Source organism: Paraplanobispora siamensis (genome assembly GCF_016863175.1).
GTDB classification, from domain to species: Bacteria; Actinomycetota; Actinomycetes; order Streptosporangiales; family Streptosporangiaceae; genus Planobispora; species Planobispora siamensis.
In genome coordinates, this window is the sequence record NZ_BOOJ01000072.1 from 1 (window position 1) to 18,229 (window position 18,229).

An 18,229-nucleotide genomic window follows, 5' to 3' on the forward strand; every position below is an offset into this window, starting at 1 on the left:
TCGCGGCCACCGGGTCCTCGCCTGGAGCAGGCGGGACGGCCTGCTCGGCGGGGGCGGTCGCGGGCACGGCGGCGGCCGGTGCGGGCACGACGTCGGCCGGTACGGCGGGCGTCACGGGCGCGGCGGCTGGTACGGCGGGCGTCACGGGCGCGGCGGCCGGTGCGGGAGACGGCTGGACGGGCACCGCTACGGCGGGCGCCTCCCCGGTGGGGGCGGGAGCGCCGTAGACAGGCGTCGCGGGCGCACCGTAGGTCGACACCACGGGCGGAGCGTAGGCGGGGGCGGCCGTCCCGGCCGGGGCGCCGGCGTCGGCGACGCGCAGCCGGCGCCGGACCACTTCCAGGCGCGCCCCGGGCCCGCCCGTCACCGTGGCCAGCCAGCCATCCCAGGCGGCGCGGTCGGCGATGCGGTAGCCGTACCCCAGCTCCCTGGGCGAGCGGTGCCGCCCGTCCGGCATCGGCGTCCAGCGCAGCAGCGTCATGGCGATCTGCGAGCCGAACCCGGCGGCCAGCCGCAGCGCGTAGCGCACCGGGTAGGCCCCGCCGGTGGACAGGTTGAGCGCGCCCAGCTCCGGATCGGGCTCCTTGAAGTTCGGCACGGGCGGCACGATGCCCGTCTCCATGGACTTGATCGCGACGACGTCCTCGATTCCGGCGCCCATCGCGTGCCCGGTGAAGCCCTTGGTGTTGGTGATGATGACGGAGTCGGCCGAGGCGCCGAAGGTCTGCCTCAGCGCGTGGATCTCGGCCGCCGCGCTCCCCCCGCGTGCCGGGGTGTAGGTCTCGTGGGAGACGAACACCGTCTCGGAGGCCAGCTCGTGGCGGTCGGCTCCCCGGCTCTCCGCCTGCCGTACCACCTGCTCCATGACCTGGGCGATGTGCCCGACGTCCAGGCGGGTGCCGTGGAAGGCGCTGTTGGCGGTGACGGCGCCCAGCATCTCGCAGATCGGCTGCAGCCCGCGCTCGCGGGCGGCCTCGGCCGACTCGACCACGATGGCCGCCGCCCCCGCGCCGACGATCATCCCGTGGCGCCGCCGGTCGAACGGGGTGGCGGCCTCCTCCACGACGTCGTCGGTGGCCGCGGCGCCCGAGGCCAGGAAGCCGGAGGCGACCCAGGGCAGCAACGTGTCGGAGGTGACGTCGTCGGCGGAGACGATCACCACGCGGCGGCAGCGTCCGGTGCGGATCCAGTCCTCGGCCACGCACATCGCCTGCGCGGTGCTCGCGCAGGCGGCGTTGACCTGGGTGTTGGGCCCCCGGGCGCCGATGATCTCGGCGAACTGCGAGTGGCCCATGGACAGGCAGCGGAACAGGAAGCGCCGGTCGAAGAGGTACGGCTCGGCGGAGAGCAGGTGGCGCAGCTCGCCGATGCGCCGCTCGACCTCGGCGGTCGCGGCCTCGTCTGCGCGCATCCTGGCCCGGACCGCCCCCAGCGCCAGCAGCTGCTCCCTGCGGCCCCGGTCGGTGAAGTAGCGCTCCAGCTCGTCGGCGAAGGCGTCGTAGCCGGGGAAGGCGGAGGCGAACACGACGCCGGTGTCGTCGCGCAGCGCCTCGGGCAGGCCCCACCGGTCGGGCAGCCTGGTGCCCACGGTCGTGGTCTTGTACCGCATGACCAGCGGGATCCCCGCGTCGCGCAGCGCGTCGAACCCCGCGCCGATCGCCAGCCGGGTGACCGCGTCGAGCGCGGCGTCCCGGTCGGCGTCCACGCCGAACTCGGCCACGACGTCCAGCGGCGCGTGCCGGGCGGCGAGCTTGATCACGTCCGCCTCGTTGTCGATCGTCTCGAACGTCGGGTCGCCCGCCTCGCGCTTGACCAGCCGGGTGATGCGCCGGTCCACCATGGCGCGGCGGAATCGGTGCGGGATGGTGTCGATGAACTGCTGACCGGCGAGGATGCGGGCCAGGTTCTCGTCGTCGAAGACGCGCTCGACGCCGGGCAGCCCGAGCGCGGCGCCGGTCACCACGACCGGTTCCGCGGACGGCGGGGCGCCGGCCGCTCCGCCGTACAGCGCCAGGCCCTGCTCCAGGGTCCGCGCGAACAGCCGGCCGAGCTCGGTGTAGTTCTCGGTGGTCATGGGGGACCTCGCAGCGCTGACAGGGCGGGCGGGGGTGACGGGACCGGTGGGGACGTGGGCGGCGCGGGCGGGTTCCGGCCGCGGGGCGGCCTCCCGGGTCGCGCTTCCGCCGGGCGCGGTGACCCGGATCGCACTCTCGCCCGGTACGGCGGGCGCGGTCCCGAAGCCGAGCCCGGCGGCGTAGAGCCCGCACAGCGCCTGGTTGAAGGAGGCCACGTCGCCGTTCTTGGGGTGGTTGGTGTACAGCGCGAGCACGTCGTCGTGCACGGAGCCGAGCACGTCCTCGGCGAAGCCGTGCAGCGCCTTCTTCGGTCCCACCTCGACGAAGACGCGCGCGCCCGCCTCGTACAGGGTGCGCAGGCCGGTGACGAAGCGCACCGGCGAGGCCACCTGGCGGCCGAGGATGTCCAGCATCGTGTCGACGTCGGCGTCGGCCGGGTAGAACTCGCCGGTCACGTTGGCCACGATCGGCCTGGCGGGCGGCCTGATGTCCAGGCGGCGCAGCGCGTCCTTGAGGGGCTCGCCGGCCGGGGCGACGATCGAGGTGTGGAAGGCGTGGCTGACGGGGATGCGCGTGGCCGTCATGCCCGCGTTCCTGAAGGTCTCCACGACGGCCTCGACGGCGGCGGTGGCCCCGCCGACCACGGCCTGCCGGGTGCTGTTGATGTTGGCGACGACCACCTCGCCGCCGGTCCCGGCGACGATGTGCTCGATCTCGGGCAGCGGGCCGAAGACCGCCGCCATGGCTCCGTTGTCGGCCAGCGAGAGTGAGGCCATCTCGTGGCCGCGCGCGCTGACCGCCTCCAGTGCGGCCTCGAAGGTCAGCGCCCCGGCGGCGACCAGCGCGCCGTACTCGCCGAGGCTGTGGCCCATGACCATGTCGGGCCGCACGCCGTACGCCTCCAGCAGCCTGGTCAGCGCCAGGTCGGCGGTGAGCACGGCGGGCTGGGTGATCTCGGTCTGCAGGAGCTGCCGCTCCAGCGATTCGAGGTCGGCGGCGTCGGAGAAGACATAGGAGGTCAGCGGACGGCCGAGCAGCGGCGTCATGACGCGGTCGGCCTCTTCGAAGGCGGCGGCCACGATCGGTTCCCGCTCGCGCAGGTCGCGCAGCATGTTGACGTACTGGGAGCCCTGGCCGGTGTAGAGGAAGGCGACCTTCGGCGCGGGGCCGCGGCCGAGGAAGACGCCCCGGGAGCGCAGCATCCGCCACATCGCCGGCTCGTCCCGGCGCAGCGCGGTGATCGCCTTGTCCGCCTTGTCCGCCAGGTCCGCGGCGTCGGCGTAGTCGATGGCGACGCGGATCGGGGCGGTGGCCAGCGCGGAATCGGGCGGCCGGGGTCCGGGGGCGGCCTGCAGCCGTCCGAGGCGGTCGACGACCTCGGCCTCGTCCGATCCGGCGACCACGGCGGCGCCCCTGAGCGGGGCGCGGGGCTCCGTCGTGACCGGAACGGGCCGGTGTGCCGTGGGCGTGGCACCCGCCGTGCCCGCCGCGGCCGGATCCCGGCCGGTCGCCGTTCGCGTCGCGGTCGCATCCGTCGCGGTCGCATCCGTCGCGGCGGCGGCGAAGCTGCGGGGGGCGTCCGCGGCGCGGTGCCGGCCGGGCAGATACTCCTCCAGCACCAGGTGGAAGTTGGTGCCGCCGAACCCGAAGGCGCTCACGCCGGCGCGGCGGACGCCGCCGGCCGGGCGCGGCCACTCGCTCAGCCCGGTGCTGACCCGGAAGGGGATGGCGGGCCACTCGACGTTCGGGTTGGGCCGCTCGAAGTGCAGGCTGGGTACGAGCACGCCCTCGTGCAGGCTCATCACGGTCTTGAACACCCCCGCCGCGCCCGCGGCGGCCTTGAGGTGGCCGATGTTGGACTTCACCGAGCCGAGGGCGATCGAGCCCGGCCGGGCGCCCGCCTTGGTGAACACCTCGCTGAGGGCGCCCAGCTCGGTGGCGTCGCCCACCCGGGTGGAGGTGCCGTGGGCCTCGACGAGCGTGGCGGAGGCCGGGTCGGCCCCGGCGCCCTCCCAGGCGCGCTCGATGGCCAGCCGCTGGCCGATCGGGTTGGGCGCGGTGATCCCCTTGCCCCTGCCGTCGCTCGACCCGGCCAGGTCGAGGATGACGGCGTAGACGCGGTCACCGTCGCGCTCGGCGTCGGCCAGCCGCTTGAGCACGAACAGCGCGGCGCCCTCGCCCATCACGAAGCCGTCGGCCCCTTCGTCGAAGGGGCGGGTGCCGGTGGCCGACAGAGCGCCGATCTTGCAGAACTTCACGAACGCGGCCACGCCCATGTTCCTGTCGACGCCGCCGGTGACCACGGCGTCGAAGTCGCGGGCCTGCAGGCCGCGCACCGCCGAGGCCATGGCCGCCAGCCCCGAGGCGCAGGCGGCGTCGGTGGTGAAGTTGGGGCCGCGGAAGTCGAACAGGCCGGCCACCCGCCCGGCGATGATGTTGGCCAGCTCGCCGGGCATGGTGTCCTCGGTGACCGGCGGGTATCCGGCCAGGTAGGAGGTGGTGCTCTCGCGGAGCACGGCCTGGCGCACCTGCTCGGGCAGCGCGGCGAACGACGGGGCCTCGCGCAGCCGCCGGAGATACTCGGGCAGCTCGATCCGCGTGTTGGTGCGATAGTGCTTCTCCCCGCCGAGGGCGTTGCCGATGATCACGGCCACCCGTTCCGGGTCGACCTGCCAGCCGGGCCAGCCCGCGTCCAGCAGCGCCGCCCGGGAGGCGCTGATCGCCCACTTCTGCCCGTCGTCGAGCTGCGCGGCGACGGTCGGCGGTACGGCCAGGCGCCATTCCAGCGGGTCCCAGGGGAACTCGCGCACCCAGCCGCCGATCCGCGAGTAGGTCTTGTCCGGGACCTTGGGGTCGGGGTCGTAGTACAGGGCGGGGTCCCACCGTTCGGCGGGCACGTCGGAGATGGAGTATCTGCCACCCCGCACGTTCGCCCAGAAGGCCGCCGCGTCCGGCGCGTCCGGCATGATCGCCCCGACGCCCACGACGGCGACGGGTTCGAGCGTGATGGTGTTCATGACAGTCCTAGAGGTCCGCGCGGCCGTACAGGACGTCCGCGATGAGGTCCATGTCGGCCAGCAGCCCCGGCTGGGCCGCGTGGACCGCGTCCAGGCGCGGTCCTTCCAGGCCGGTCCGCAGGGCGGTCCCGTCCGGGGACAGCGCGCCCAGGACCAGGCGCGTCCCCTCTTCGGCGATCTTCATCGCGGCCTCGCGGGCGAAGACCCGGCTGATGGCGGACAGGACGGCGGGGCTGAAGCGGCGATCGGTCTTCTCGGGCGGCGCGCCGCCGAGGGCGGTCGCGGCCCGGCGGGCGAGGCTGCCGGCCGCCTCGCCGTAGGCGATGAGCTCGCCCAGGCGCAGCAGCACGTGCTGGTTGCGGGTCAGGCGCTCGGTGCGGCAGGTCTCCATGAGGGCGCCGAGGCATTCGAGCGCGAGCGCGGCGGTGCCCGCGCCGGTCTCGGCGGGCAGGGCCGCCACGGAGCGGGCCAGGCCGGAGTGGTGGGCGCCGCGCGTCTTGAGGTGCTGCTGCCAGCGGTCCCTGGCGACGGTCATCTCCAGGATCTCCGAGGTGCCCTCGTAGATCGTGGTGATGCGCACGTCACGTTTGATCTTCTCCACCAGGTAGGGCCTGGTGTAGCCGTAGCCGCCGTGGGCCTGGATCGCGGCCTCGGCGGCGGCGTTGCCCGCCTCGCTGGCCAGGTACTTGGCGATGGCTCCCTCGGTGTTGAGCGCGCCCTGCGCGCCCTCGCCCGCGTCGATGCGGGTGGCGGTCTCCTCGATGAAGGCCCGCGCGGCCTCCAGCCGTACGGCGTGCGGCACGATCAGCTTGTGGGTGTAGCCCTGCTTGGCCGCCAGCGGGGTGCCGGCCTGTACCCGGTCGGCGGAGAAGCCGATCGCCCGGTCGAGGGCCTCCCAGCCGGCGCCGAGCCCGAAGGCGGCCACCATGAGCCGGGTGTAGCCGAACACGTGCTGGGCCTGGGTCAGTCCCCTGCCCTCGGTCAGGCCGACCAGGTTCTCGGCGGGGACGAACACCTCGTCGAGATAGAGCGCCGCGGTGTTCGACAGCCGGATGCCGTGCTTGTCCTCCGGCACGGCCGAGGAGAAGCCCTCGGTCCCGCGCTCGACCACGAACCACGAGGGACCGCCGGGGGTCAGCGCCAGCACGCAGCACACGTCGGCGATGGAACCGTTGCTGATCCACTGCTTGCGGCCGTTGATCCGGTACCCGCCCTCGACGGGCCTGGCCGTGGTGCGCAGCGCGCCCAGGTCGCTGCCCGCCTCGGGCTCGGTGGCGCCGTAGGCGAACAGCAGGCCCTCCTTGGCGATGCGGCCCAGCCAGCGCTCCTTCTGCTCGGGCGTGCCGCCGAACAGGATGGGGTCACCGCCGAGGAAGGTGGCGAACACCGAGGTGGCCAGGCCCAGGTCGAGGCGGGCCAGGCGCTCGCAGATGCGGTAGGAGTCGAACGCGCCGCCTCCCAGCCCGCCGTACTCCTCCGGGATGAAGGCGAGCTGCACGCCGAGGTCGTCGCCGCACATCGCCCGCACGGTGTCCTCCGGACAGGTGTCGGCGTGGTCCAGTTCGAGCTGTCGTTCCTCCGGCAGCGCCGCGTGGACGAAGTCGCCCAGCGCCTCCAGCATGAGATCGAGTGTTCCGAGGTCGAGGCCATTCGCCATGGCTCGCCTCCCTTGACTCTGCCGATCGGGGATCGGGACGGCGATTGTGTGGGGGTCTCCCCGCACCGTAAGCCGGGCCCCGGCGAGCGGACAGTCGGCGGAGGGCCCTGTCCGACGGGACTTTCGTCCCTGGACCCGTGCCGGCAGAGTGAGGCGGGCGGAACCGCGCCGGGCAGAGTGAGGCGGATGGGAACCGCGTGGGGGAAGGGCACTGCGCGCCGTACGGCACGGCGGGCCCCTATGCCTGGTGGCGGGCCAGCTCCAGGGCGTCGTGGGCGCTGAAGACCTCGACCTGGGAGGGCAGCTCCCGCAGCCGGGCCAGGTTGGCGACGCGCCGGGCGTAGTCGACGGCCACGGCGCGCTGGGCGGCGCGCAGCACCAGGGGGCAGCGCGGCGGGGTGCCGATCTCGCCGTGGAAGTAGTAGGCGTCCCCGGCGTGCAGCAGCCAGCCCGCGCCGGTGTCCACCGCCACGCCGGAGTGGCCGCGGCTGTGGCCGGCCAGCGGGACCAGGGCCAGGCCGTCGACCCCCTCCAGCGGCCGGGCGCGCAGGCCGAACAGTTCCTCGCCGGCGTCGTCGTAGGTCATCCAGTCGGGATGGTGGGCCCACTGGGCGGACAGGTAGCGGCGGCGTTCGCCGGCGGTGGCCGGGTGGACGGCGGCGGCCAGCTCGGAGGCGTGCAGGTGCACCCGGGCGCGGGGGAAGTCGCGCAGGCCGCCGGCGTGGTCGGGGTCGAGGTGCGTCAGCACGATGTGGCGCACGTCCCCGGGATCCAGGCCGAGCTTCCGGATCTGGTTCAGGGCGGCCTCGGCCGGGTCCAGGGTGGGACGGACCATCCGGGTGAAGCCCCGCGTCAGCCGGTCCTCGCCCACGGCGAAGCCGGTGTCGACCAGCACCAGGTCACCGCCGGTCTCGATGAGCAGGCAGTGGGCCACCATGCGGGGCGAGGCCGGCGGGAGCATCGTCCCGCAGTTGAGGTGGTGTACCTTCACCCCGCACATACTGACCGGCGGAGGGCCGCCCGGCCAGCCGGTGTGGTCCAGATCACTCCGGCGCGATCCGGATCACCCGGAGGTGCCGGCGGCCAGGGCGCTGCCCTTCTTCCACTCCTTGAACGGCAGCTGCCAGTAGCTCCAGCCGTTGTTCCACTCCACCTCGCGGTCGGTGCCCTTGATGATGATCACGTCACCGCGCTGGACGATGCCGTAGAACCACTTGGCCTGGTCGGGGCGGGCGTTGATGCAGCCGTGGCTGACGTTGCGCCGGCCCTGGGCCCAGACGTTGTCCTTGGCGTGGACGTACTCGCCGCTGTTGGAGAAGCGCACGGCGTGGTTGATCATGACGTCGTAGTACTCGGGGTGACCCTTGGGGAAGCCCGGGGAGATCATCCGCTCGGGGTTGGACTTGCCCATGGCCAGGTGCACGCCGCTGGTGGTGGTGTACGCCCGGGTGGTGGCCATGCCCGCGCTGATGAGCATCTTCTTGATCACCTTGCCGTCCCGCTTGACGATCATGGTGTGCTTGCGGGTATCGATGTAGGAGATCTGGGAGGCGCCGATGCGGATGGTCTTGGTGAAGTCCTTGACCCCGTACATGTCCTTGGCGCCCTGCACCCCTTCGAGGTGGGCGGTGAAGGTGACCTTCTGGTTGGGCTTCCAGTACTTCTGCGTGCGGTAGATCACGGTCTTGTCGTCGATCCACCGCCAGGCGCCCACGGCGGGCTTCTCCGCGGTGACCTCCAACGCCTCCTCGACGTTGGCCTTGCCGGCCTTGGAGGGGATCGGGTTGTTGAAGGTGACGATGATCGGGGCCCCCACCCCGACCTTCTCCCCCTTGACCGCCGGGGTCACGTCGGCCACGGCCAGCTCGACCTCGGGCTTGAGCGTGGTGAAGGTGCTGCTGGCGGTGGTGCCGCCCGCGGCGGTGGCCGAGACGGTGTAGTCGCTGGCGGGCTTGAGCGGCGCCTTGGAGACCCACTTGGTACGGCCGGCGTCGAAGTCGCCCTCGACCTTCTCGCCGTCGCTCTCAACCGTGACCTGCTCCAGGGGGCCGCCGTCGGCGGTCACGACGACCTTCTTGTCCGGCCGGACGGTGGAGCTGCCCTCCGCGGGGCTGATCTTTATGACCGGGGCGGCCGGGGCGGACTGCGCCTGCTTGCCGGGCTCCCCGTTGGCGGCGGAGGGTGTGCCTGCCGGGTCGTCGGAGCATGAGGCGGTCAGCAGGGCGGTGACCGCCACAGCCAATCCGGCCACCGGCATCCTCAGGCGTCGGCTTTCAACGTTCAGCACAAAGCTCTCCCCCATAGTGCAAACTCGTCCAAAAACACTAATAGGAGATGCTCATAGGACGCGCCCGGTTCAGCGCTGGAAGGTTACATTTTGGTTACTTTCCATGGTCAACGTCCTGTCCACTCTGAGTAAACCTGCTAGAGGACGTCCTTTCGGGCGGTCCGAATCGGATGATCAGGCCGGTCAGAGCGGGAACGACGGCCCGCCAGGGCGTAGGCCGCGCCGATTCCCAAGATCGCGAGCGGGAAGACCGTTCCAACGAGAAGGCCGGCGCGCAGGCCCGAGGCTCCGTCCGGCCCGGCGGTGACGGCCGCGTCGGCCACGGCGCCGGCCAGCCACGGCCCGGCCGCCGCCCCGGCGTCGCCGAACACCGCCAGCACCCCGAACATCGCGGCGCCGCCCATGGGGAAGCGGGCGGAGGTGAGGCTGAAGGTCCCCGGCCACATCAGGCTGACCGCCAGCCCGCACAGCGCGCAGCCGGCCAGGGCGAGCACCGGGTCGCCCGCCAGCGCGGCCAGCAGATAGCAGGCGGTCGCCAGCCCGGCGCAGGCGGTCAGCGCGGGCAGCAGGGGGATGTGCCGGCCCCACAGGCCGTAGACGATCCGGCCGATCCCCATCAGCACGGCGAACAGGCACGGACCGGCCAGGTCGCCCCAGACCTTGGACACCCCCAGCCCCTGCTCGGCGAACAGCGACGACCACTGGGACATGGTCAGCTCCGAGGCGCCGGCGCACAGCATCAGCAGCAGCGCACCGGCGAAGGCCGGAGAGCGCAGCAGCGCCCGCAGCGGGGTGCGGTGCTCGTCGGGGACCGTCGGGGGCAGCGGCACCCGCGCGAAGACCACGAGGTTGGCCAGCGGCACCAGCGCCCACATCAGCGGCAGCACCTGCCAGGCGGACTCGCCCACGGCCGCCAGCACCAGCGTCGTGCCCAGCACCACGGCGACCTGGCCCCAGCAGTAGAAGGAGTGCAGCAGGCTCATCGTGGCGGCCCGGTGCTCCTGCGGGCTGGGCAGGGCGTCCACGACCGGGCTGACCAGGACCTCCAGCAGGCCCCCGCCGATCCCGTAGACCACCACCGCCACCGCCAGGCCGGCGTACGGCGAGGGCGTCAGGGACGGCGCCGCCGCCAGCAGCACGAGCCCGGCGACGCTGAACAGGTGGGCCAGGACCAGGGGCACGCGGTAGCCCGTGCGGTCCACCACCTTGACCGCCACCAGATCGGTGATCAGCTGGGTGGCGAAGTTCAGCAGGATCAGGCGGCCGAGCATCTCGTACGGCACGTCGTAACGCGTCTGGAAGACGATGAACAGCAACGGCGCCAGGTTGTTCACGATCGCCTGGGTGACGTACCCGAGATAGCAGGCCCGGCGGGTGTGGTCGAAGGTCATGGACTCTCTTCAGGACGGGGGTACGGCAGGCCCGGCCGGCTCACACCACGCGCAGGTCGGGGCCGAGAGTACGGCAGAGCACCCTCCCCGCCCGCGGGCGCCCCCTCCTCTGCCGCCCCGGCCCCGTCGCGCGTGACCGCCGCGGGACCGGCCGGCGACCGTCAGTAGCGACCCCGTGATCGTCGGCGATATCCCTACGGGCGGCCGGGCCGCCGTCCGCGGACGACGGCCCGGCGGTGTCCCTTCGCACCGGGAGGTGACGGCTGGTGAACGAGGCAGTCCGGCTGCGGGTACGCGTCGTCGACGCCACTGCGGACCCCCGGGAAGTGGAGGAGGCCACCGCCAGGCTCAGGGACGAGTTGCTCGGCCTGGACGTCGTGGTGAGCGCCGCCGAGACGGACGACGTACCCGACGGAGCAAGGGCCGTCCTGTCGTTCACCCTCGGCGGCCTGGTGATCGCGCTGGCCGGTACCGAGTTGCTGGCCTCGATCGTGAACGCCGTGGCCGCGTGGCTCAACCGCCATCAGCACCGTTCGGTGAAACTGGACATCGACGGCGACGTGCTGGAACTGACCGGCATTCCGTCCAGTGAGCAACGCGAGCTCACCGACGTATGGCTGCGCCGCCGCAGCCGGCCTGACACGCCCGCCACGCCCGAACGGCGCCTGGCGCTGATCGTGGCCAACGACGAGTTCCGCGATCCGGGGCTCCGGCGGCTGCGGGCGCCCGCGCTGGACGCCGAGGCCCTGGCCCGGGTGCTGGGCGATGAGAACATCGGCGAGTTCGACGTGCGCACGATGCTCAACGAGCCCGCCGCCGTCGTCAACGAGGCCGTCGAGGACTTCTTCGCCGACCGCCACCCCGGCGATGTGCTGCTGCTGCACTTCTCCGGCCACGGGGTCAAGGACGACAACGGCGAACTGTACTTCGCCACGCCCGACACCAAGCTCAACAGGCTCGGCGCCACCGCCGTGTCCGCGGAGTTCGTCAACCGGCGGATGAGCCGTAGCCGCTGCCGGCGCATCGTGCTGCTGCTCGACTGCTGCTACGCGGGCGCCTTCGCACGCGGCGCACTGCCCAGAGCGGGGGCGGACATCCATGTCGAGGAGCAGTTCGGCGGACGCGGGAGGGTCGTCATCACGGCCTCCAACGCCTTGGAGTACGCCTTCGACGGACCCGACCTCGCCGACGCCCAGGAGCCGCCCTCGCCTTCGGTGTTCACCAAAGCGCTGGTGGAAGGGCTGGAGACCGGCGAAGCCGATCGGGACCAGGACGGCTACGTGGGCGTCCACGAGTTGTACGACTTCGTCTACGACAGGGTGCGGGCCGTCACGCCCAAGCAGACGCCGGGCAAGTGGACCTTCGACCTCGAGGGCGACCTGATCATCGCGCGGCGCGGCCGTCCCGTCGAACGGCCCGCGCCGCTGCCGACCGAACTGCAGGAGGCCGTGGACCACCCCATCGCCAGGATCAGAGCGAGCGCGGTCGACGAGCTTGAGCGGTTGCGGCGCAGCCGGCACGCCGGGCTCGCGCTGGCCGCCCGGCTGGCTCTGGAGGAGCTGGCCCATGACGACAGCCGGTACGTCTCGGCGGCGGCGGCACGCGTCCTCGGCCTTTCCGCCGAGCCGCTCACGCCCTCCTCCGCGTCCTCCCCCGCGCCGTCCCCGGCGGTGACCTCCCCTCCGGCCCCGCCCTCCGAGGTCGACGACGCTCCCGCGGCACCCGTCGCGCCGCGGGAGACGGTGCCCGATGACGACACCGGCGTCGCCCGGCCGGTTCCCGCGCTCCCGGCCGGGGACGAGGAGACCGGGAGCCCCGTACCGGCCGGCGGCGTCCCCGGCGTGCCGGGCCGGCCGCCATGGCTGATCATGGCGTTGCGGGGATCGGCTCTGACGGCGGGACTGCTGCTGATGCTCCGCTCGCCGTACGGCGATGCGTTCGCCGCTTTCCTCGGCAGGAATCTGGTGGCCGACTACCTGATCTGGCTGTGGTTCCTGATCGCCGCGGCGCTGGGAGCCGGACTGCTGCCGGAAGGCCGCCCGCGCACTGTGAGTCTCGGCGCGGCCGCCGCTCTGGCCGCGTTGCACCTGGGGGTGTCCGCCCATCCCGAACTGGTGACCTTCCAGGGCACGCCGACGTTCACTCTGGTGGCCGGGCTGCTGATCCTGCTGGCCGTGTTCACCGAGACGGCCCTGGCCGAACCGGGGCGGATGCGGTGGAAAGGCGTGTCGGCCGCCGGCGGGGCGATCGTGCTCGCCATGATCGTCATCAACCAGTGGTTCCCCCGCGACATCGGCGACGATCCCGGAGAGGAAACCGCCTGGCTGGTGGTGTTCGCGTCCGTCGTGCTCCTGCTGTGCTTCCTCGTGACACGCGCGGTCCAGGCCTGGAGATCGGGTGCGGCACGGCCTCCGCTGATACTGAGCACGGCGGCCACGCTCCTGGTCGTCGCGGACGTAGGCGGCGTCTACCTCCAGGAGAGCGGCTCGAGCTACCCCCAGATGCCCGTCTATGTGCCCGCCCTGATGGTGCTGCTGCTCGTGACCGCCCAGGCGATCGAGGACCGGCCGGAACTGCTGGCGGCGGTCCAGATCACCGTCATCGCGGGGCTGGTGCACAATCTGGCGATGGTCGAGACGGGGCCGGTGTTCGCGGTGGTGCAGTTCGTCGCAGCGGGGTGCGCCGGAGCGGCCCTGTACCTGAGGAGCGGACGCGTGGGGGCCGGGAGGTAGCCGGGGACATCCGGTCCGGCACCGCCCGGAGCCGGCCGTACGGCCCCGGGATCGTGCGGCGCCCGCCGAAACATTCGCCCCCGATGATGGGGGCATGACGGTCACCTCACGCGTTCCCCTCGCCGACCTCGCCGCCCTGCTGGCCGACGGCACCCGGGCGCGGTTCTGCCTGGCGCTGCTGGACGGGCGCGCCTGGACGGCCGGGGAGCTGGCCCGCCACGCCGGGGTCGCGGCCTCCACCGCCAGCGAGCACCTGTCACTGCTGGTACGGGGCGGCATCCTCGCCGAGGAGCGCCAGGGACGGCACCGCTACGTGCGCCTGGCCGGGCCGCGGGTGGCCCAGCTCATCGAGGACCTGGCCGCCCACGCCGACCTGGCCGTGCCCGCCCCGCCCCCGCCGACGCTGCGGGCCGCCTCCTCGGCCAAGGCGATGGCCGCCGCCCGCACCTGCTACGACCACCTGGCCGGGCGCCTGGGCGTGGCCGTCACCGACGCGCTGACCGCCCGCGGCCTGCTGCGCCAGGACACCGGCTTCGCGCTCAGCGACGACGGGCTGGCCTGGTTCACGGCCGACCTCGGCGTACGGCTGGCGCCCCGCGGCAGGCGGCCGATGGCCAAGGCCTGCCTGGACTGGACCGAACGCCGCCACCACCTGGCCGGCGTCGCCGGGGCCGTGCTGTGCGCGACCCTGCTGGAGCGCGGCTGGGTCACCCGGATCGGCACCGGCCGCGCGCTGCGCGTCACCCCTGTCGGCGCCCACGCCCTGGAGGACCTGCTCGGCATCGGGGGCGAGGCCGCGGCGGGAAGCTGACCCGGGGGCCGTCCCGGGCTGCCGGTCACACGGGATGGCCGCCGGCGTCGGTGCGGTCGGCCTGGGTGGAGAACTTGGAGATGAAGACGTCGAAGCGGCCGTCGGGCCGCTCGCACAGCGTGCCGCCGTCCTGCCAGATGCCGTTCTCCTCCCACCACTGGCTGCCGGCCGGATCGCCCTGGTTCTGGTGGATGTTGTGCATCCCGAGGCCGCTGGTGAACGGCTCGCCGAAGACGAGGATCCGCCGCCCCGCCACGAGCATGGGCTCCAGGGCCTGCGCGGCCTGCAGGTTCGAGCCCGCGGTCCAGGAGCGGCCCGTCCCGGCCAGGCCGAGCAGCCACCGCAGCCAGGCGGGCGGCCGCCGCACGAACACGCACCCCGCGGCGCCGGCCAGGGCCGGGTGACGCTGGTAGTCCAGGGCGCCCGAGCCGGGCAGGCGGGTCAGGTCGTGATAGCCGGGCGCCAGCGCGGCCGCCGGGGCCAGCGCGGAGGCGTCCAGGGTGAACGCCTTCCACTGGACGCCCGTCTGGGACTGCTTGCTGTCGACGTCGATCGCGCAGCGGTACGACCCGGCGGGCGCGCCCACCTCGAGGTTGACGTGGAACCAGCGCCCCTGGGTGTCGGGCTGGTCGCGGTGGTGGCGGTTCAGCGTTCCCACGAGCACGCCGTACCGGTCAAGAGGCATGGACGGGAGTCAACCAGCTCGCCCCGGGCCGGACAACGTCCCCCGCCGGGCCCGCCGCGATCCGGGCGGCGGACAGGCGAGCGCAGGTCAGGCCCTGCCCGCACCCTGGCGCAGGCGGTGGGTCAGGCTGGTGTGGCGGCGGCCGGCGCCGCGGGTGCGCACCGCCTGGGCCAGCGCGCGGCGCGAGCCGATGATGACGACGAGCTTCTTGGCCCGGGTGATGGCGGTGTAGAGCAGGTTGCGCTGCAGCATCATCCAGGCGCTGGTGGCCAGCGGGATCACCACCGCGGGGTATTCGCTGCCCTGGGATCGGTGGATCGACACCGCGTAGGCGTGGGCCAGCTCGTCGAGCTCGTCGAAGGAGTATTCGACGTCCTCGTCCTCGTCGGTGCGCACGATCAGCTTGTGGTCGTCGGGCTTGACGTCGACGACCATGCCGACGGTGCCGTTGAACACCCCGGCGGCGCCCTTGTCGTAGTTGTTGCGCAGCTGGGTCACCTTGTCGCCGACCCGGAACACCCGCCCGCCGTAGCGGCGCTCGGGCATGCCCTCGCGGGAGGGCGTCAGCGCCTCCTGCAGGACGGTGTTGAGGTTGCCCGCCCCGGCCGCGCCGCGGTGCATCGGCGCCAGCACCTGCACGTCGCGGCGGGAGTTGAGCCCGAACTTGCGGGGGATGCGGTTGGCGACCACGTCGACGGTCAGCGCCGCGATCTCCTCGGGCTCCTCGCAGGGGAACAGGAAGAAGTCCTTCATGCCCGCCAGCACCGGCGGCAGGCCGGTGTTGACCCGGTGCGCGTTGGTGACCACGCCCGACTCCTGGGCCTGGCGGAAGATGTGCGTCAGCCGGACCCGGGGGACCTCCTCCTCGGCGGCCAGCAGGTCGCGCAGGACCTCGCCCGCGCCCACCGACGGCAGCTGGTCGACGTCGCCCACGAACAACAGGTGGGTGCCCGGCGCCACGGCCTTGACCAGCTTGTTGGCCAGCAGCAGGTCCAGCATCGAGGCCTCGTCGACCACGACCAGGTCGGCGTCCAGCGGGTTGTCGCGGTCGAAGGTGGCGTCGCCCCCGGGGCGCAGCTGCAGCAGCCGGTGCACGGTGGTGGCCTCGTGGCCGGTCAGCTCCGCCAGCCGCTTGGCCGCCCGGCCGGTGGGCGCCGCCAGGATGACCTTGGCCTTCTTGGCGCGGGCCAGCGTGACGACGGAGCGCACGGTGAAACTCTTGCCGCAGCCGGGCCCGCCGGTCAGCACCGCGACCTTCTCGGTCAGCGCCAGCCGTACGGCCTGCGCCTGCTCGGCGGCCAGGTCGGCGCCGGTCTTGCCGCGCAGCCACTCCAGCGCCACGTCCCAGTCGACGCCCTGGAAGACGCCGAGGCGGTCGTGGGCGGAGGTCAGCAGGGCGCGCAGCGACCCGGCCAGCGACAGCTCCGCGCGGTGGAAGGGCACCAGGTAGATCGCGGGGATCGTGTTGTCCCCGGCCGGCAGCTCCTCGCGGACCACGCCCTCCTCGGCGACCAGCTCCTCCAGGCAGGAGGCCACCAGCTCGGCGGGCACCTGAAGGATCTTGACCGCGTCGGCGACCAGGTTGGGCGCCGGCAGATAGCAGTGGCCGTCGTCGGCGCCCTGCGACAGCGTGTAGCGCAGGCCCGCCTTGACCCGCTCGGGGCTGTCGTGCGGGATGCCGACGGCCTGGGCGATGGTGTCGGCGGTCTTGAAGCCGATGCCCCACACGTCGTCGGCCAGCCGGTAGGGCTCGTTCTTGACGATCGTGATGGAGGCGTCGCCGTACTGCTTGAAGATGCGCACCGCGATCGAGGTGGACACCCCGACGCCCTGGAGGAAGATCATCACCTCTTTGATGATCTTCTGCTCCTCCCAGGCGACCCCGATCATCTTGGTCCGCTTCGGGCCCAGGCCGGGAACCTCGACCAGCCGCTCCGGGGCGGTCTCGATGATCTCCAGGGTGTCGGTGCCGAAATGGTCGACGATGCGCTCGGCCATCTTCGGCCCGATGCCCTTGATCAGCCCCGAGCCGAGATAGCGCTGGATGCCCTGCACGGTCGCCGGCAGCACGGTGGTGTAGGACCACACCTCGAACTGCCTGCCGTAGCGCGGGTGCGATCCCCACCGGCCGGTCAGCCGCAGCGACTCGCCGACCTGCGCTCCCAGCAGCGGCCCCACCACGGTCAGCAGCTCGGTGCCCGACCTCTCGGTGGCCACCCTGGCGATGGTGTAACCGGTCTCCTCGTTGGCGTAGGTGATGCGCTCGAGCACCGCCTCGAGCACGGTGCCGGGGGGACGCTGCGCCTCCGGAGTGGTCATGGCGGGTATTGTGCCGCACGCGCCCGACATCCTCGAAAAATCCGGACGGGGTCCGCCTATGCGGAACGGTCCTTTCCGCGTTGGGTGACACCGTTGGAGTCATGAGCACTCCGCGCACCCTTGCCGCCATGAGCACTCCGCGCACTGTGACCACGACGGCGCTCAACCGCATCACGCTGGAGCGGCAGCTGCTGCTGCGGCGCAGCGACATGTCCGCCCTGGCGGCCGTCGAGCACCTGATCGGCCTGCAGGCCCAGTCCGGCAACGCCCCCTATCTCGGGCTGGCGGCCCGCCTGTCGGACTTCGCCCACGACGACCTGACGGCCCTGCTGTACGGCAGGCGGGCCCTGCGCTCCTCGGTGCTGCGCGGCACCCTGCACCTGGTCTCCGCCGCCGACTACCGGTGGCTGCGCCCCCTGGTGCAGCCCGTCCTGACGCGCGGGCGCCAGGCCGCCTTCGGAAAGGTCACCGCCGGGGTGGACCTGTCCGAGCTCGCCGCCGCGGCCCGGGACCTGCTGGCCGGCCGCACGCTCACCCGCCCGCAGCTGGGCCGGATGCTCGCCGAGCGCTGGCCCGGCGTCCCGCCCGAGGCCCTGGGCTGGTCGGCCCAGTGCGTGCTGCCGCTGGTGCACGTCCCGCCGCAGGGCACCTGGAACAGGGGCGGCGCCACCCCCTTCGCCCTGGCCGAGGAGTGGCTGGCAGAGGAGTGGCGGGACGGGCCGCCGGAGCAGGCCTCCGGACAGACGCCGCCGGTGGAGCGGATGATCCGCCGGTACCTGGCGGCCTTCGGCCCGGCCGGGGTCATGGACATGCAGGCCTGGTCGGGCCTGACCCGCCTGCGCGAGGTCGTGGCCGGCATGGACCTGCGGACCCTGCGCGGGGAGGACGGCCTCGAGCTGTTCGACCTGCCCGACGCCCCGCCCCCGCCCGACCCGGAGACGCCGGCTCCGGCGCGCTTCCTGCCGGAGTTCGACAACCTCATGGTCGCCTACGCCGACCGCACCCGGATCATGACCGACGAGTACCGCCGGCGCGTGTGCGTCGGCGCGATGGTCGCGCCGACCGTCCTGGTCGACGGCACCGTCCGGGGGACCTGGAAGCTCACCGGCGAACGCCTGAGCGTCCAGCCGTTCGAACCGCTCACCGCGCGGGCCAGGAGCGAGCTGAGCGAGGAGGCCGATCGCCTGCTCGCCTTCGCCGGCGCCCGGGACCTGGAGTTCCTGCCCGTCGCGTGAGGCGGGCGAAGGGTCCGGGG

General features: G+C 73.1%; 10 protein-coding genes. 3 read left to right on the forward strand and 7 right to left on the reverse strand.

Going from position 1 to position 18,229, the window contains the following annotated elements:
- From Psi01_RS37180 to Psi01_RS37200, 5 genes are all read right to left on the reverse strand, one after another.
- Positions 1 to 5,092 (reverse strand): type I polyketide synthase (locus Psi01_RS37180; RefSeq protein WP_204068865.1); only part of this gene is annotated, 5,092 nt, incomplete at its 3' end.
- A 7-nt stretch (positions 5,093 to 5,099) separates the two neighbouring features.
- A complete protein-coding gene (locus tag Psi01_RS37185; RefSeq protein ID WP_204068866.1) occupies positions 5,100 to 6,749 on the reverse strand; it encodes an acyl-CoA dehydrogenase family protein in 1,650 nt (549 codons plus the stop codon).
- 238 nt (positions 6,750 to 6,987) lie between these two features.
- Positions 6,988 to 7,740 (reverse strand): MBL fold metallo-hydrolase, encoded by a 753-nt coding sequence (locus tag Psi01_RS37190; RefSeq protein WP_239128309.1) that lies wholly within the window; start codon positions 7,738 to 7,740, stop codon positions 6,988 to 6,990.
- A 72-nt stretch (positions 7,741 to 7,812) separates the two neighbouring features.
- Positions 7,813 to 9,036: a L,D-transpeptidase gene (locus Psi01_RS37195; protein WP_239128310.1), complete on the reverse strand. Its 1,224-nt coding sequence runs from the start codon at positions 9,034 to 9,036 to the stop codon at positions 7,813 to 7,815.
- A gap of 137 nt (positions 9,037 to 9,173) precedes the next feature.
- Positions 9,174 to 10,427 (reverse strand): MFS transporter, encoded by a 1,254-nt coding sequence (locus Psi01_RS37200; RefSeq protein ID WP_204068868.1) that lies wholly within the window; start codon positions 10,425 to 10,427, stop codon positions 9,174 to 9,176.
- 266 nt (positions 10,428 to 10,693) lie between these two features.
- Between Psi01_RS37200 and Psi01_RS37205 the strand changes: the two genes are divergently transcribed.
- Positions 10,694 to 13,159 (forward strand): caspase family protein, encoded by a 2,466-nt coding sequence (locus tag Psi01_RS37205; RefSeq protein WP_204068869.1) that lies wholly within the window; start codon positions 10,694 to 10,696, stop codon positions 13,157 to 13,159.
- Positions 13,160 to 13,253: 94 nt separating this feature from the next.
- Positions 13,254 to 13,970, forward strand: coding sequence for an ArsR/SmtB family transcription factor (locus Psi01_RS37210; protein ID WP_204068870.1), 717 nt, complete (start codon positions 13,254 to 13,256; stop codon positions 13,968 to 13,970).
- A gap of 25 nt (positions 13,971 to 13,995) precedes the next feature.
- On the opposite strand, the gene Psi01_RS37215 is transcribed toward Psi01_RS37210, so the two are convergent.
- The gene (locus Psi01_RS37215; protein WP_204068871.1) at positions 13,996 to 14,655 is read right to left on the reverse strand and encodes a DUF2278 family protein; all 660 of its coding nucleotides are present in this window, start codon (positions 14,653 to 14,655) and stop codon (positions 13,996 to 13,998) included.
- A gap of 87 nt (positions 14,656 to 14,742) precedes the next feature.
- Positions 14,743 to 16,974 carry an SF1B family DNA helicase RecD2 gene (gene recD2 / locus Psi01_RS37220; RefSeq protein ID WP_204068872.1) on the reverse strand — a complete coding sequence of 744 codons (2,232 nt, stop codon included), beginning with the start codon at positions 16,972 to 16,974 and terminating at the stop codon, positions 14,743 to 14,745.
- Positions 16,975 to 17,102: 128 nt separating this feature from the next.
- Here recD2 and Psi01_RS37225 point away from each other — a divergent pair, with 128 nt between their 5' ends.
- A complete protein-coding gene (locus Psi01_RS37225; protein WP_204068873.1) occupies positions 17,103 to 18,209 on the forward strand; it encodes a winged helix DNA-binding domain-containing protein in 1,107 nt (368 codons plus the stop codon).
- The last annotated feature ends 20 nt before the right edge of the window (positions 18,210 to 18,229 follow it).